This window comes from Mucilaginibacter agri (genome assembly GCF_009928685.1).
GTDB lineage: Bacteria > Bacteroidota > Bacteroidia > Sphingobacteriales > Sphingobacteriaceae > Mucilaginibacter > Mucilaginibacter agri.
In genome coordinates this window covers 457,840-472,077 of sequence record NZ_WWEO01000045.1, presented here as the reverse complement: position 1 = coordinate 472,077, position 14,238 = coordinate 457,840, and the positions used below count along the sequence as shown (strand labels likewise).

At 43.5% G+C, this 14,238-nt stretch carries 19 protein-coding genes and 1 tRNA gene; 13 read left to right on the top strand and 7 right to left on the bottom strand.

The window, feature by feature from the left end; genetic code table 11:
* Positions 1 to 42: 42 nt before the first annotated feature.
* The 4 genes from GSY63_RS22280 to GSY63_RS22265 all read right to left on the bottom strand — a co-directional run bounded on the left by GSY63_RS22280 (position 43) and on the right by GSY63_RS22265 (position 2,498).
* Positions 43 to 1,050, bottom strand: coding sequence for a saccharopine dehydrogenase family protein (locus GSY63_RS22280; protein WP_243749303.1), 1,008 nt, complete (start codon positions 1,048 to 1,050; stop codon positions 43 to 45).
* Between the two features lie 4 nt (positions 1,051 to 1,054).
* The gene (locus GSY63_RS22275) at positions 1,055 to 1,384 is read right to left on the bottom strand and encodes a nucleoside triphosphate pyrophosphohydrolase family protein (protein ID WP_166588055.1); all 330 of its coding nucleotides are present in this window, start codon (positions 1,382 to 1,384) and stop codon (positions 1,055 to 1,057) included.
* A gap of 104 nt (positions 1,385 to 1,488) precedes the next feature.
* Positions 1,489 to 2,067, bottom strand: a complete 579-nt coding sequence (locus GSY63_RS22270) for a TetR/AcrR family transcriptional regulator (protein WP_166588054.1) — start codon at positions 2,065 to 2,067, stop codon at positions 1,489 to 1,491.
* A 71-nt stretch (positions 2,068 to 2,138) separates the two neighbouring features.
* Positions 2,139 to 2,498, bottom strand: coding sequence for a winged helix-turn-helix transcriptional regulator (locus GSY63_RS22265; protein ID WP_166588053.1), 360 nt, complete (start codon positions 2,496 to 2,498; stop codon positions 2,139 to 2,141).
* 105 nt (positions 2,499 to 2,603) lie between these two features.
* Here GSY63_RS22265 and GSY63_RS22260 point away from each other — a divergent pair, with 105 nt between their 5' ends.
* Complete coding sequence (locus GSY63_RS22260; protein ID WP_166588052.1) at positions 2,604 to 3,359, top strand: SDR family NAD(P)-dependent oxidoreductase; 756 nt, start codon at positions 2,604 to 2,606, stop codon at positions 3,357 to 3,359.
* A 35-nt stretch (positions 3,360 to 3,394) separates the two neighbouring features.
* Positions 3,395 to 3,865, top strand: coding sequence for a nuclear transport factor 2 family protein (locus GSY63_RS22255; protein ID WP_166588051.1), 471 nt, complete (start codon positions 3,395 to 3,397; stop codon positions 3,863 to 3,865).
* 207 nt (positions 3,866 to 4,072) lie between these two features.
* On the opposite strand, the gene GSY63_RS22250 is transcribed toward GSY63_RS22255, so the two are convergent.
* Entirely contained in the window at positions 4,073 to 4,969 is an 897-nt protein-coding gene (locus GSY63_RS22250; RefSeq protein ID WP_166588050.1) for a helix-turn-helix domain-containing protein, read from the bottom strand.
* A 77-nt stretch (positions 4,970 to 5,046) separates the two neighbouring features.
* On the opposite strand from GSY63_RS22250, the gene GSY63_RS22245 reads away from it, so the two are divergent.
* From GSY63_RS22245 to GSY63_RS22210, 8 genes are all read left to right on the top strand, one after another.
* Positions 5,047 to 5,889, top strand: a complete 843-nt coding sequence (locus tag GSY63_RS22245) for an SDR family NAD(P)-dependent oxidoreductase (RefSeq protein WP_243749302.1) — start codon at positions 5,047 to 5,049, stop codon at positions 5,887 to 5,889.
* A 12-nt stretch (positions 5,890 to 5,901) separates the two neighbouring features.
* Positions 5,902 to 6,363 carry a cupin domain-containing protein gene (locus GSY63_RS22240; protein ID WP_166588049.1) on the top strand — a complete coding sequence of 154 codons (462 nt, stop codon included), beginning with the start codon at positions 5,902 to 5,904 and terminating at the stop codon, positions 6,361 to 6,363.
* A 10-nt stretch (positions 6,364 to 6,373) separates the two neighbouring features.
* Positions 6,374 to 7,087 (top strand): carboxymuconolactone decarboxylase family protein, encoded by a 714-nt coding sequence (locus GSY63_RS22235; protein ID WP_166588048.1) that lies wholly within the window; start codon positions 6,374 to 6,376, stop codon positions 7,085 to 7,087.
* Between the two features lies 1 nt (position 7,088).
* Positions 7,089 to 7,388, top strand: a complete 300-nt coding sequence (locus tag GSY63_RS22230; protein ID WP_208094637.1) for a DUF2255 family protein — start codon at positions 7,089 to 7,091, stop codon at positions 7,386 to 7,388.
* 86 nt (positions 7,389 to 7,474) lie between these two features.
* Positions 7,475 to 8,047: a sugar O-acetyltransferase gene (locus GSY63_RS22225; protein WP_166588047.1), complete on the top strand. Its 573-nt coding sequence runs from the start codon at positions 7,475 to 7,477 to the stop codon at positions 8,045 to 8,047.
* Positions 8,044 to 9,213: an NAD(P)-dependent alcohol dehydrogenase gene (locus tag GSY63_RS22220; protein WP_166588046.1), complete on the top strand. Its 1,170-nt coding sequence runs from the start codon at positions 8,044 to 8,046 to the stop codon at positions 9,211 to 9,213. The genes GSY63_RS22225 and GSY63_RS22220 overlap by 4 nt, the downstream gene beginning before the upstream one ends.
* A gap of 18 nt (positions 9,214 to 9,231) precedes the next feature.
* Complete coding sequence (locus tag GSY63_RS22215; protein WP_166588045.1) at positions 9,232 to 9,642, top strand: cupin domain-containing protein; 411 nt, start codon at positions 9,232 to 9,234, stop codon at positions 9,640 to 9,642.
* Positions 9,643 to 9,644: 2 nt separating this feature from the next.
* Entirely contained in the window at positions 9,645 to 9,872 is a 228-nt protein-coding gene (locus tag GSY63_RS22210) for a tautomerase family protein (RefSeq protein WP_166588044.1), read from the top strand.
* Positions 9,873 to 9,985: 113 nt separating this feature from the next.
* On the opposite strand, the gene GSY63_RS22205 is transcribed toward GSY63_RS22210, so the two are convergent.
* Together GSY63_RS22205 and GSY63_RS22200 are read right to left on the bottom strand one after the other, a co-directional pair.
* Positions 9,986 to 10,114: a helix-turn-helix domain-containing protein gene (locus GSY63_RS22205; protein ID WP_317168609.1), complete on the bottom strand. Its 129-nt coding sequence runs from the start codon at positions 10,112 to 10,114 to the stop codon at positions 9,986 to 9,988.
* Positions 10,115 to 10,326: 212 nt separating this feature from the next.
* Positions 10,327 to 10,413: transfer RNA gene (locus GSY63_RS22200), tRNA-Ser, on the bottom strand.
* Positions 10,414 to 10,725: 312 nt separating this feature from the next.
* Here GSY63_RS22200 and GSY63_RS22195 point away from each other — a divergent pair.
* The 3 genes from GSY63_RS22195 (at position 10,726) to GSY63_RS22185 (ending at position 14,234) form a co-directional block, all read left to right on the top strand.
* On the top strand, positions 10,726 to 12,216 hold the full coding sequence (locus GSY63_RS22195; protein ID WP_166588043.1) for a TonB-dependent receptor: 1,491 nt from the start codon (positions 10,726 to 10,728) through the stop codon (positions 12,214 to 12,216).
* 114 nt (positions 12,217 to 12,330) lie between these two features.
* A complete protein-coding gene (locus GSY63_RS22190) occupies positions 12,331 to 13,236 on the top strand; it encodes a metallophosphoesterase family protein (protein ID WP_166588042.1) in 906 nt (301 codons plus the stop codon).
* A 47-nt stretch (positions 13,237 to 13,283) separates the two neighbouring features.
* Positions 13,284 to 14,234 (top strand): hypothetical protein, encoded by a 951-nt coding sequence (locus GSY63_RS22185; RefSeq protein ID WP_166588041.1) that lies wholly within the window; start codon positions 13,284 to 13,286, stop codon positions 14,232 to 14,234.
* Positions 14,235 to 14,238 lie beyond the last annotated feature (4 nt).

The window sequence follows — 14,238 nt, the reverse complement described above, 5'->3', positions numbered from 1 at the left end:
TTACAGCGATCAACTGTAAGGTGTTTTTGTTTGATAACCTGATTAATCCAGATCAATTATCTTAACACCGGGCAATGACGAAAGCAACTCTTCACCGTAAACAGAGCCGGGGGATTGAAAGCCGGCTTTGTAATCCCCGTTAAGTACGCGGTAAGCAATTTCGACAGCCGATCTTACGGTTGGCAAATAGCCCGACGGCATTTCCGCTAATGACCTTACGATCATTCCGTCCGCACCGGTGATCTCCGCAATGATCAGGCTTAGGCTCTCAGCCTGGCCTGCATTTACTTCCTTATTTTGCGTATCCACCGTTTTTGCATCGGGATCGTTTGCAGGCAGCGCCATCTGAAAATATTCTTCAATATCCGGGATGCCGGTAGACCTGTAGCAGAGCACCACACCGCCAAGCGGGGTCGGAAAGCAATCTTCAGGTCCGTTACCAAAGTCAAAAGCGGCCGCGGAGGCTTTTGACAGCTTTTCAATGCTTCCGTTTTTACGTACCAAAATTCCGGCATTGATGATATTGCCACTGCTGGCGATGGAGCCTGGGGTAAAACCGCCCGAGTATTTGAAAGCCGCGCGCAGCTTTACCGGATCTTTCACCCGCTTAGATGCGTGCAATACCAGCGGGTCGTAAGTTGCAAAAAGCCCGGCACCTGGAAGCAACATAACACCCGCAGCTTTAGCGGTCTCATCTTTTGTTTCCGCGAGGCGGTAAATATCTACTTCAGCCGTAATGTCTATATAATGCACATTAGCCCTGATACAGGCATGCATGGCCGGCTCTGCAGTTTCACTGAACGGTCCTGCTATATTTAGCAAAGCGGTTTTACCAACAAGAGCGGTTTCCCAGCCAGCCTGATCATCAACCGTAAATACATGGTAAAGAACATTGAGCTCTCTTGCCAGTAGTTCGAGTTTATCAGCGCTCCGCCCCGCAATCTCGAAACTAAGGCCCCTTCGTACGGCCTCGTGACTGATCATGGTTCCAGTATAGCCTGTAGCACCGTAGATCAGCAATGTTCCTTTTGTTTGTTGCATAGTTGTCATGTGGTTATTTCTTTAAAAGTTGCTCCGTTTTGGAAAGGAAACCTTCCAGCGCTACGTTTATATCAATGTCCATGCGACCAGCCAGTATAATGAGCCACCAGATACTTTCACCTAATTTGTGCGAAAGTTCCTCACTCGTAGCACCTCCCTTTGGCCAGCGTCCTTGTTGCGACATGGTTAGCCTGCCTACTAAGCCAGCATCCGTTAAGAAGGCCAGGGCATCTTCTTCAACGGTCCATTCACTGCCATGATGTATTCTTTCGAGTTCGTGGTATAATCCCCTGATCTTTTCTGACCGGGTAATCACTTCCTTAAAATTCAATTCTTTGCTCATCTTTTCTATGTATTTGTATGCGATTAATTATAATATTTTAGAACACTTGTTACAAAATTATGCCTGTTTGTGTTATAGAACAATAAGGAATATAGATAAACTGTTTACTTTGCTATCTGCCCAATAAGATATTTAGCCATTTTTTTGATCTTGATCGGATCCTGGTGAATGATATAAGACTCATGCCAGCCTGTAAAGTTGTTGAGAATAAAATCGGCCAGTGTGCCCGCATCTGTACCTGACGGTAATTCTTTTAATTCAATCGCTTTTTTGATAAGACCGGTCAATAACCCGTAGGTAAACTCATGATCTTCACGAAGAATAACTTGCAGATCCTGATCGGTCGCAGCAACCTCGAAAGTGGTTTTGATGGCCAGGCAGCTGTTAGGGCTATAAAGAATCGTATGCACAGCACCTTCTATAAAACTGATGATCGCTTTTAAGGGCGATTTCGTTCTGGCTGTGCTGTTTTGCGCTTCAATGGCCCGTGTCTGGGTGTAGTTACGGATGCATTTGATGAACAACTGATGTTTATCACCCATAGTATTATAAATACTACTGATCTTGATATTCATAGCTTCAGCCAAATCACGGATAGAGGTCCCTCCATAGCCTTTTTCCCAAAAGACCTCCATCGCTTTTTTGATTGCTTCTTCTTCGTTGAATTCTAAGTTTCGTGCCATTTAAGCTGCAAACTTAAACTTATTTTAGAACAAGTGTTACAAAATAATGTCATTTTAAATTTCAATGGTACTTATCGTCCCGTGATCTGGTGCCGATGTTCTATTCCCCAATCCGCAAGCGCCTGTATGATCGGTTCAAGGGTATGCCCGTAGGGCGTCAGTTCATAGGTTACCGTAATGGGTTTTGAGGTATTCACCGTCCGGGTGATCAAGCCGTTTATTTCCAAGTCCTGTAATTCTTTTGAAAGCATTTTGGCACCGAGACCATCGATCTTTCTTTGCAGATCGGTAAAGTTTCTTTTGCCATAAAGCAAGACACCAACAACCTTGATCTTCCATTTCCCGCTGATCAGGTCCAGGGTATCCTGTATGGCAAAAAGTATTTTGGAGCAGTCTGCCTCTTCTTCGTAGATCGTTTTTGTCTTTTCCATTTGCTGATAGATTACAGGGAAGCCGCTTTACTTGAGGAAACCCATATCAAAAGTAAAGTTAGGTGTATCTACCTTTGAACCATCATTTATTGAAGAAAAGATCAAATGGAATTAAAACTCAAAGATAAGGTAGCCCTGGTTACCGGGGCATCAAAGGGCATAGGCGCAGGTATTGCCAGGGCATTCGGCAAAGCTGGTGCGATGGTCATTGTAAATTATGCGTCGGGTAAAAAAGAGGCCGATCAGGTGGTCGGTGAGATACAGGCATCAGGTGGACGGGCATTCGCGATACAGGCGGATCTGAGCAAGTCCCCCGATATCAACCAGATGTTTGAGGAAGTGAAAACGGCATTCGGTCCGGTGGATATCCTTGTTAATAATGCCGGTTTAGCGGTATTCGAGATGATCGATGACCTGACGGAAGCGGCTTTTCACAAGCAGTTTAACCTGAATGTATTGGGTTACCTGCTGGCGAGCCAGGCTGCCGTTAAACAAATGACGAGTGGCGGAAGTATCATCAATATCAGTTCGATCCTGAGTACAGATCCCTATCTCGCATCAAGTGTTTATTCGGCGACCAAGGGCGCTGTCGATACCCTGACCCTGGCCCTCGCCAGGGAACTTGGTCCCCGCAAGATCAGGGTTAACTCAATATTACCGGGACATACCAATACACCTGCAACCGCGGGAAATTTTGATGGCGAATTGGGTGAAAAACTCATTGCAGGCACCCCGCTGGGCAGGTTCGGCGAACCGGAAGATATCGCCCCGTTGGCGGTATTTCTTGCCTCGGAGGATTCAAATTGGGTAACCGGTGAATCAATCAGGGCCTCGGGGGGCGTCAGAGGTGTTGGCTATTAAACTTCGTTAAAAATTCAACTCATAAATTTTAAATAATGGAAAATCAAACCATAAATCTACAGGAAACCGCAGACAAAATTGCGGTAATTGAAACACTTTACAGATTCGCTGCCGGTATTGACCTGCGTGATAATGATCTTCTTGCATCAGCCTTTGCAGCAGATGCCATATCCGATTTCAGGCCTGCCGGTAAAAAGGCTGGATTTGAATACCCGGTGCTGGAAGGACGGGAAAATATCGTTGCAGCACTTTCAGGCTCGCTGGCCAAGATTGATACGACTCATTCGGTTAGTAATCCGCGGGTTACTATTAGTGGAGACAAAGCCAAGATGGATGCGCTTGTAGAAGCGCAACATTTACCCTCAAATGATCATTCGCGTTTCTATCTGATGAAAAACAGGTATGATGTAGAGTTGATCAGAGGGAATAATGATTGGGTTATCCAGAAGGTCACGATTGACAACGTTTGGCTAACAGGCGACCCGTCAGTTCTCACAGATATTTAAATAGTTCCAGTAGAAGTAAATATTCAGTGGGCCTAATTGAGATCAGGTTGTCCGAAAAGCACTCAATGATTTATTTGAGTGCTTTTATTTAAAAATTATTACTGATGAGATAATTAAAGATGTTGGTCAACTGTATTTTTAAGGTAGTTATCGATCGGTATTCACACGTTTATATACCTGGACCCAGAAGTAGAAATTCTGAATAACTTAGTTCAAAGATCGATACTCGACTGGTGTATATCCTGTACTTTTTTTAAACGCTCTGGTAAAATGATGCGGGTATTTAAAACCCAGCTCATAGGCGATCTCACTGATCGAACGGCTCGTATCCAGAACACGCGTTTTGGCCATATCCATCACTTTAAAGTTAATATATTCAGAGGGGGTTTTACCCGTTTCTTTTTTAACCAGGTCGCCAAAGTAATTGGGTGATAAATGCAGTTGTTCTGCACAGTAATTCACAGCAGGGAGCCCTAGGGTTTGAGGTTTGTCTGAATGGAAGTACTCGTTCAGTAGTTGCTCGAACTTTTCAATATAGCTACGGTTAACATCTTTACGGGTGATGAACTGTCGCTCATAAAAGCGAACGCAATAATTCAAGAATAATTCGATGTTGGCGGCAATGAGTGTTTTACTATGGTTATCCATCCGCTGTTCCAGTTCATAGCTGATCTTTTCAAAACAGTCCAGCACGATCTTTCTTTCCTTTTCAGAAAGATGCAAAGCCTCACGAGAATCATAAGAGAAAAAGGTATACTCGCCGATATGCTTACCCAGGTGAGTTCCGTGGATCAGGTCTGGATGGAACATCAGTGCATAACCCTGTGGTTTATAATCCTGATCGATGCTCACATTGATCATTTGACCCGGCGCCACAAAAACCAGCGTTCTGTCTTGGTAGTCATAAGTGTCCCGGCCATATTTGATATCACCACACCTCACATCTTTTAAGTAAACGGCATAAAAGCCGAAATTCATACGGGTGGCATAAAACGCGGGGACTTTATCCGTAAAGTCAACAATACTCACCAGCGGGTGCAGGTTTTCCTGTTCATAAAATTTATCATGCTCGCTTACGGTGTCTATCCTTAATATCTCGTCCATCGTTTCTGATCTTAAATCTATCCAAATTTAACAGTTAACGGACGTCTTATCCTATTCCCATCAACCAACCTGTAAATATGGTAGGAGAACCTGTAATCTGTGTTAGTGTTTTTCTCGACAGCGGTCTGACCTTTGTGTCATTAAAGCAACAACATAAGATCATGAAAATAATGGAAGGAAAAGTAGCACTGGTTACAGGTGCTGCATCGGGTTTGGGATTCGCAACGGCGAAAGCATTTGCGGAAGCAGGTGCAACAGTGGCTTTGGCAGACTGGAATGAAAAAAAGGTACAGGAAGCGGCGGACAAACTCATTGCTGAAGGTTTCAAAACACTGGCTATTCAATGCGATGTATCGGACGACGCGCAGGTAAAAAGCATGGTTGACAAGACGGTAGCTACATTCGGCATGCTGGATTATGCTTATAACAATGCCGGTGTGCAAAACGTGCTGGCGGAAGCAGCAGATCAAACGTTCGAAGATTTCGAAAAGGTAAACAATATCAACTACCGGGGTATCTGGAGTTGCATGAAATATGAATTACAGCAAATGAAAAAACAAGGCAGCGGAGCAATTGTCAATTGTTCCTCTATCGGCGGTATCCGTGCCGGTGCGCAGCGGGGTGTTTACCATGGTGCCAAACATGCTGTTATCGGTATTACTATCAGCGCAGCAGTAGAATATGCAGGACGGGGCATCCGAATCAACAGCATAAGCCCCGGCCTTTTTTATACCGGCATGGCCGAGGAAATGATTGCGGGCGGACAAAAGGAAGCACTGGAGGCGATGACAAAAGCGGTACCTGTCGGAAGAATGGGCCGTCCGGAAGAGGTTGCCAGCGCGGTGATTTTCCTTTGCAGCGATGCGGCCAGTATGATCGTGGGTCACAATTTAGTGGTCGATGGCGGCTTAACCATTTAAATATTTTTACCTATGAAAAGAATATTCATCATTACCATCGCATTCACCTGGTTCTGTTGTTTAAACGGCCAGGCGCAAACCAGCATTTTCCCGCAGGGTAAATTAACAGCCGCCAACTTTACTGGCAAAGTGTGGGTGCAGCCATTGGTACCTCGAGACAGTGTTTTCAATTTGGTTGCCGGTGCGGTAACCTTCTCACCGGGTGCGCGCAGCTACTGGCATACGCATAATGCCGGGCAAATATTAATGGTGTTGGATGGTACCGGTTATACCCAGGAAAAAGGCAAACCGATTCGCGTTATCCACAAGGGCGAAGTGATCACTTGTCCGCCGAATGTGGAGCACTGGCACGGCGCTTTGCCGGGCAGTTCCATGGTGCAACTTTCTCTAAATACCTACGCCGATAAAGGCGTAGTGAAATGGTTGAGGCCGGTTACCGATGCGGAATACAACGGCTCAACAACTAACAAATAAATCATCGCCGATGAAACACCTCATTGCCATCATGCTATTGGTTATCATAACTAATAGCAGTAAAGCACAACATCAAATGGAAAATCAAAATTTAGATAACAAGCATCAAAGCCTGGTCAGCATATCCGCTTTAACTGCAACCGGTGATATCGGACAGCTTAAAGTTCAATTGAGCAAAGGGCTGGACAATGGCCTTACCATTAATGAGATCAAAGATATACTGGTGCAGCTTTATGCTTACTGCGGTTTCCCGCGCAGCCTGAACGGTATCAATGCCTTTATGGCCGTATTGGAAGACCGTAAGGCGAAAGGTATTACCGATGCCGAAGGTAAAGCCGCAACCCAGGTTACCGATACTGATAAATACCAGACCGGTAAAAAGAACCTGCAAAAGCTCACCGGGCGTGAGGAAAAAATACTTTCCGGTGCAAACGCCTTTGCCCCGGCTATTGACACTTTCCTGAAAGAACATCTTTTCGCAGACATATTCAGCCGTGACGTACTAAGCTTTCAGCAGCGCGAATTAATAACAGTTTCGGCTTTAGCAGCGATAACAGGAGTTACGCCGCAATTACAGGCCCACATTGGTATGGGTATGAATACCGGGCTAACCGAGAGCCAGTTTAAAGCAGCGTTCGGCATTATTGACCAAACGGTGAGCCAAACACAGGGAGATACTGCAAGAGAAACGCTGAAAAAAGTGATCGAAGCAAAAAAACAATAACATGAGCGCGTTTACAACAGAAGAATTGGCAAAAATCAATCAGGCCGATGACCTGAAGATTTCACCTTTTCGTGAAGATGGGAAAACTTATGGTACGCCCACCTGGATCTGGGAAGTAGTTGTGGATGGTGAGTTGTTTGTTCGGGCTTATAATGGAACATCGTCACGCTGGTATCAATCGGCCCTCAAACAGAGAGCCGGACGGATTCATGCTGCTGGCCTGATCAAAGAGGTGATTTTTGAGCCAATTGATGATGCTGTTATCAATCAGCGAATCAACGCGGCTTACCAACAGAAATAAGCAAAAGCCCCTACATGGCGCACATGATCAGCAGCCGCGCACGATCGGCAACAATGAGGATAATAGCCCAATAATTAAATAAGGTAATGACTAATAACGATATTTTAACAAGGGACAAAAACGGCGAAGTGATCCCGTTGGACGACCCGGATTATCCGGTGCTCTTAAAGATCATTCATAAGGCTATTCTCACAACATCAAAACTGAATAACCTGGTAATTGATGACCTGTCCGAGATCAACCGGATCTTCAGCGAGCTGATAGGCCTACAGGTAGATGAAACCTTTTTTATAATCCCGCCCTTTTATTCGGATTTCGGGGAGAACATCAATATCGGTAAAAACGTATTCGTCAATCATGGCTGCACTTTTATGGATCGTGGTGGCATTATCCTGGAAGATAATGTGCTGATCGGGCCTAAGGTAAACCTGATTACCACCAATCATCCATTGAACCCGGCTGAAAGAAGGGCGACAGTTTCGTATCCGATAGTTATCAAAAAAGGTGCCTGGGTTGGTGCCGCGGCAACAGTTTTGCCAGGTGTAACCGTTGGCGAAAACGCGGTAATAGCCGCAGGCGCCGTAGTCACGAAAGATGTTCCTGATAACACCGTTGTTGGCGGTATACCTGCCCAAATCATTAAATCTATAAGATCGTGAAAAAAGAAACCAGGCGAACATTCATCCAAAAAACAACAGTAGCCGGTGCCGGCCTGATGCTGACTGGCCCACTGCAACTTTTCTCAGAAACAAATAATAACAAACCTATGAGTATAATCAAATCAAAAGGCTATGCCGGTCATGATAAAACCAGCGGGCTAACTTTATGGAACTTTGAACGCCGCGCAGTCGGCGATAATGATATCCTGATCGATATTAAATTTTCGGGCATCTGCCATTCTGATATCCATACCATTCGCGGCCATTGGGGAGAGCAGGTTTATCCACAGGTTCCCGGCCATGAGATTGCAGGTATTGTTGCCGCTGTTGGCAAGAACGTAACCAAATTCAAGGTTGGCGACAAAGCCGGTGTTGGCTGTATGGTAGATAGTTGTATGCAGTGCAACAGCTGCAAGAACGGCGAAGAACATCATTGCGAAACTACCGGTATGGTCGGCACTTATGGCGCATCGGATAAGACCTCACCAAGCGGTATTACGCAAGGCGGTTATTCCAATAACCTGGTGGTAAAGGAGCATTTCGCTATTAAGATTCCCGAAAGCATCAGCCTGCAAAATGCAGCACCTTTATTATGCGCAGGTATTACTACATATTCGCCCCTAACAAGAGCCCGGTTTCAGAAAGGTGATAAAGTGGGTGTTGCCGGTATCGGTGGTTTAGGTCACCTCGCCATTAAACTGGCGGTATTAAAAGGTGCCGAGGTTTATGCCTTTACCACCAGCGAAAGCAAACGGCAGGACATTTTATCATTCGGCGCCAAAGAAGTGATCGTTGTAGATAGCCCCGACAAATTGAAACCTTATGCGGGTAAGCTGGATTATATGATCTCGACGATACCTTACGCTTATAACCTGTCAGACTATGCGGTTTGTGTAAAACCCTATGGTCACTTTACCCAGGTTGGACAGCCTGTTAACGGAGAGTTCAAGATCGATAACGCCAAATTCTTTTTCAGCCGGGTAAACTTTAATGCCTCGCTGATTGGCGGGATACCAGAAACGCAGGAGGTCATGAACCTTTGTGCTGAAAATAAGATCTATCCCGAGATACAGATCATTAAAGCCTCAGAGATCAATGATGCCTGGGATAAGGTAGTGAATAAACAGGCGCGCTATCGTTATGTGATAGATGCAGCAACCATTTAAAAAACTCATATTTAAAAGATGGAAAATCAAGAACCAAAATATAACGCACCCGAAGGATTCGGACCGGTACTGGCACAGTATTTTACAGGAACTGCCTGGCTGAAAATGCGGGTCGTTGCTGACGAGATCACCAATTGCGGTATTGGCGAAGTCATATTTGAACCTGGTTGCCGTAATAACTGGCATACACACCCGAGCAACCAGATCCTGATCGTAACACAAGGTGTCGGGTATTACCAGGAATGGGGTTCACCGATCAAAGAGATCAAAGAGGGTGATATCGTTAACGTACTGCCCGGCATTAAACACTGGCACGGCGCAACCCCTAATGGCCGATTTACACATTATGCCGTAGGAATCAATACCGAAAAAGGCGTAGTGGATTGGCTGGAGCAGGTTACTGATGAACAATACTACAGTTTTAAATAAAAATGCCACACATACACGTTAAGATCGTTGGTAAAACTGACGAGGAAAAAGCAAAACTTGCGGAAGCCCTGACAGCTGCAATAGTAAACTCGATCGGTGCTAATGAGGCCAATGTAACCGTAAGTATTGAGGACATTGAAAAAGCAGATTGGGTAGAAAAAGTATATAAGCCGGATATCGCTGGCCATTGGGATCAACTTTACAAAAAGCCGGGATATAATCCTTTGTAACGTCTACTATTTACCAATCACTAACTATTACAGGTTAGTGATTGGTCTTTGATTAATGCAAGATTACAGTGTTCTAATAATCTGCACTACTAAATCGCAAGCAATAGTTGGGTTCAGTTAGATAGCCGATAATCATGCGGTGATAAACCTACCTTCTGTTTAAATAACCGGGTAAAATGCTGAGGGTATTTAAAACCAAGGCCATAAGCAATGGTGCTGATTGGTTTGCTGAGATCACTTATTTGTTCTTTGGCGACATCGATAAGTTTATGCTGGATATATTCCTGGGCCGATCGCCATCAATAACTTATAAATGTAGTAAACTTAGAGGGTTTGAGGGATTCGAACTCTTATGCCTTGATTATCAGCAATTTAAATTTTTAATCAAATGTAAAAATCCATTAATTGATTGATTTTAAAATATTGAAAATCAATCAATTAATGGATTTTAGTGCGGAGAGTTAGGGATTCGAACCCCAGGAACCTTTCACAGTTCAACAGTTTTCAAGACTGCCGCAATCGACCACTCTGCCAACTCTCCGGGGACAAAAGTACAAATCCGGAGCGGATTGGCAAATCTGTTTTTAACTTTTTTCACGGCATTTTTTGTACTGATTGACACTCTGTGTTTTAAGTTCAAATAATGTTAAAAAATTAACTTTTTTTGACAGAAAATAGCTGCAAATAGCCCGATTTTTGTACAAACATCCTGAAAGTAAATAGCGCAAAAACGCATTAATTGCTTATTTTTGCGTACATATTTAACAACCCCTGCAAAACGGCCTCGATTTAATGCAAGTCTCGGCGATGATTGGTTCAGTTTTTATACTGGCTTAATACAAATAACTCAAATATGGATAGCATCATTCACAATAAAGATATCGGAACTAAGCAAAAGGCGCTTGCTATTAACCTCAACGACAAGATTTATGGCTCTTTTGCCGAAATCGGAGCGGGGCAGGATGTGGCAGCTAATTTCTTTAAAGCCGGCGCTTCATCTGGTACTATAGCCAAAACCATGTCGGCCTATGATATGACTTTCTCTGATGCAATTTATGGCGCACAACAGGTGCGTAGGTATGTGAGCGAGTCGAGGTTGATATCTATGCTTAACCACGAATATGGTTTGTTGATAGAACGATTAGCCAAGCAAAGGGGAGATCAAACAACTTTCTTTGCTTTTTCAGACACTATTGCAGCCCTTAACTATAATAAAACTAATGAAGGTCATGGCTGGATGGGCGTGCGTTTTCAGCTTACGCCCAACGGTGCTTTTAACGATGTTGTACTACACGTTAAGCTATTGGATAATGATAATAATCTACAACAACAGGCTGCTGGTATTCTAGGTGTAAATCTTATTTACGCCTGCTTTTATTATAATGCAGTTCCCCCGGTTTTCCTGCTCTCTTTAATGGATAACCTATCGAGAGATCGTATCCAGATCGATATGATCCGTTTTGAAGGTCCTGATTTTGATAGAGTCGATAATCGTTTAATGAGCCTTCATTTGGTTAAATACGGTTTCTCTGATGCGGCGCTATTCGGCCCGGATGGTAATAATCAACAGCCTTCGGAAGCCTTGTATAAAAAACATACGGTAGTAGTGCGCGGCCGTTTCCGCCCGCTCATTAACGTACATATGGACATGCTGAATACCGGCGTGAAGCAATTTTTGCAAGAGCCGGATGTTGATCCCAAAAATGTTACGGTAATTACCGAGCTTACACTACAGTCGTTAAAAGAACGTGATGCCGATCTTAACGCCGATATCGACGAAAAAGATTTTTTAGATAGGGTAGATATTCTTTGCTCACTTGGGCAAACGGTATTGATCTCCAATTTCCACGAGTACTATAAATTGGTGGCTTATTTATCGAAAATTACCAAGCTTAAACTGGGCGTGGTGTTGGGTTATCCTAACCTGGAGTATATATTTTCGGAAGAGCACTACAAAGATTTGCCCGGCGGTATTCTTGAATCGTTCGCTACGCTATTTAGCCGCAAGGTAAAGCTGTTTATTTATCCAACCCTGCGCGACGGCAATATTTTAAATTGTTTGAAGTTTTTCCCGCCGCCGCATCTTATTGATTTGTTCCGTTATTTGTTGGCTAATAATAAGATTGAGGACATTAGGCATTACAACGAAAATAATCTTAATGTTGATACGGATAATGTGTTACAGCTTATCAAAAAAGGCGCATCTGGCTGGGAAGACTACGTTCCCGCAGAAGTGGCTACTATGATAAAAGAACGCTGCCTGTTTGGCTTTGCCTGCGAACCACAATTTAGGGAAAAGATGAAGAAGACCTCCGATCCTGAAAAGGAGTTGGATAAAGCATAAAAGCAAAAAAGCCCGCGATGCGCGGGCTTTTTTGCTTTCTTAACACAAGTATAATACTCTGATAGGCCTACACCAATATTTATAAAGTAATTTTGGCTTTCCAACGTTATAAAAATGGAAAGAAGATCTGCCCTTAAAAATATTGGTGGCCTGTTACTGGCGCCATCTTTAGTACTCAACAATAACTCAGATAGAGGCACCCCTGTGTTGCGGGTTGCGCATATTACCGATGTACATTTAAAAAATGATTTAGGTGCGCCACAGAAATTTGAAAAATGCCTGCATCACATACAGCGACAAAGCCCCAAGGTAGATTTGATTTTAAATGGGGGCGATGTTGTTTTCGATATGAATAAAGAAAATATCGATAGCATTAATGCGCAATGGAAGCTGGTTAACGGAATCATGAAGAATGAAAGCAGTTTGCCTATTCATTATTGCATGGGAAACCACGATATCTGGTGGTACGAAGATGACAAAGGGCAAGCGCTATACGGTAAGAAATATGCAATGGATCAACTCAGCCTTGCTAAACCTTATTACAGCATGGTACAGAACGGCTGGAAAATAATTGTTTTGGATAGCGTCCATTTGGATATCGACAATACCTGGTATATTGGCAAACTTGGCGACGAGCAATTCGCATGGCTTAAAAACGAGCTCGAATCAACCGATGCCCACACCCCTGTAATGGTTATGTCGCACATTCCGATCTTGACGGCCTTGTTAATGATCGAAGACAATATTGTAAACAGATGGGAAATGCTGGGTGGCGATATGCATACAGATACAGCTAAAATAATTAACCTTTTTTATCAGCATCCTAATGTTAAACTATGCTTAAGCGGGCATTTACATATGCGCGATAAAGTTGTGTACAACAACGTAACCTACTTATGCAATGGTGCCGTGTCTGGTGCCTGGTGGAATGGTAACCGACGGGAAACGGCACCCGGCTATGGCTTGATAGATCTTTATGCAGACGGTAGTTTTGACGAACGGTATGTAAATTACCTATAAACCCGCCAGTTTTTAAAATAAGGTCTGAACTCATACTTTTACAGTGTATGAGTTCAGACCTTATTTTTTTAGAAATTAGCCAAGACTTGCAATCCGCTAAGGATGATCAACGCTTATACAATCCAATAAACTTCGAAACCCGCGTCAGGGCTATCGATTTCATTGATTTTCATATTATTAACCGTATAGATATCATCCATCAAAATTCGACGCCCAATCCTGATTTTACTCGGATAAGGCGCTCTGCCGAAGAATTGAAAGAACAGCTAGAAGCGATTAATCGAGCGTTATTTGCCCATTTAAGAGAAACGATAAAAAGCAAAAAACTATACCCTTCAGAGCTTAACGAATTATTGATTAGTCATTTGGATAATGCGTATAATAGGGAAGCTGATCAACCAGGGTATGACTATTTAGATGAACTCATTAATGGAATACTTTGTGAAAGCACCCTGCCCGAGCCTACAATTGTTCGGGAGCCGGAGATGGTGTTTTATCAACAAACACCTGCAAGAATCATATTTAAACTGGCAGAAATGTTGCAGGTAGATGAAGTCTTGTATGACCTCGGTTCAGGCTTAGGCCACGTACCCATATTGATAAATTTGCTTAACGGAAATAAAACCGTCGGGGTTGAATTTGAGCCGGCTTATCATCGATATGCCGTAGGTAAGGCTACTCAACTTAAACTGAATGACGTATTATTTATCAATGAGGATGCCCGTAAAGTCGATTATACCAACGGCACAGTTTTTTATCTGTATACACCATTTGAGGGAAATATTTTACAAGAAGTTTTAGATAAGCTGAAACAAGAGTCGTTTCAGAAGCCGATCCGGATTTTTACCTATGGACCTTGTTCTTTTCAATTAGCAAAGCAAAGTTGGTTAATATGCAGCGACACCAAAGTGAAGGATATTTATAAACTGTATGAATTTCGTAGCTATCGTGATCACCGAAAATTTATTGAAGTGACACCCAAAGGCCGCTACTTTTAACGTT

Excerpts from the sequence above, each read along its gene's own strand:
- GSY63_RS22270 (WP_166588054.1), bottom strand. The coding sequence starts at position 2,067 with ATGGCACGAAACTTAGAATTCAACGAAGAAGAAGCAATCAAAAAAGCG.
- GSY63_RS22235 (WP_166588048.1), top strand. The coding sequence starts at position 6,374 with ATGAAACACCTCATTGCCATCATGCTATTGGTTATCATAACTAATAGC.
- GSY63_RS22275 (WP_166588055.1), bottom strand. The coding sequence starts at position 1,384 with ATGAGCAAAGAATTGAATTTTAAGGAAGTGATTACCCGGTCAGAAAAG.
- GSY63_RS22245 (WP_243749302.1), top strand. The coding sequence starts at position 5,047 with ATGGTAGGAGAACCTGTAATCTGTGTTAGTGTTTTTCTCGACAGCGGT.
- GSY63_RS22210 (WP_166588044.1), top strand. The coding sequence starts at position 9,645 with ATGCCACACATACACGTTAAGATCGTTGGTAAAACTGACGAGGAAAAA.
- GSY63_RS22225 (WP_166588047.1), top strand. The coding sequence starts at position 7,475 with ATGACTAATAACGATATTTTAACAAGGGACAAAAACGGCGAAGTGATC.
- GSY63_RS22265 (WP_166588053.1), bottom strand. The coding sequence starts at position 2,498 with ATGGAAAAGACAAAAACGATCTACGAAGAAGAGGCAGACTGCTCCAAA.
- GSY63_RS22255 (WP_166588051.1), top strand. The coding sequence starts at position 3,395 with ATGGAAAATCAAACCATAAATCTACAGGAAACCGCAGACAAAATTGCG.
- GSY63_RS22250 (WP_166588050.1), bottom strand. The coding sequence starts at position 4,969 with ATGGACGAGATATTAAGGATAGACACCGTAAGCGAGCATGATAAATTT.
- GSY63_RS22185 (WP_166588041.1), top strand. The coding sequence starts at position 13,284 with ATGAGTTCAGACCTTATTTTTTTAGAAATTAGCCAAGACTTGCAATCC.
- GSY63_RS22240 (WP_166588049.1), top strand. The coding sequence starts at position 5,902 with ATGAAAAGAATATTCATCATTACCATCGCATTCACCTGGTTCTGTTGT.
- GSY63_RS22260 (WP_166588052.1), top strand. The coding sequence starts at position 2,604 with ATGGAATTAAAACTCAAAGATAAGGTAGCCCTGGTTACCGGGGCATCA.
- GSY63_RS22230 (WP_208094637.1), top strand. The coding sequence starts at position 7,089 with ATGAGCGCGTTTACAACAGAAGAATTGGCAAAAATCAATCAGGCCGAT.
- GSY63_RS22280 (WP_243749303.1), bottom strand. The coding sequence starts at position 1,050 with ATGACAACTATGCAACAAACAAAAGGAACATTGCTGATCTACGGTGCT.
- GSY63_RS22215 (WP_166588045.1), top strand. The coding sequence starts at position 9,232 with ATGGAAAATCAAGAACCAAAATATAACGCACCCGAAGGATTCGGACCG.
- GSY63_RS22195 (WP_166588043.1), top strand. The coding sequence starts at position 10,726 with ATGGATAGCATCATTCACAATAAAGATATCGGAACTAAGCAAAAGGCG.
- GSY63_RS22190 (WP_166588042.1), top strand. The coding sequence starts at position 12,331 with ATGGAAAGAAGATCTGCCCTTAAAAATATTGGTGGCCTGTTACTGGCG.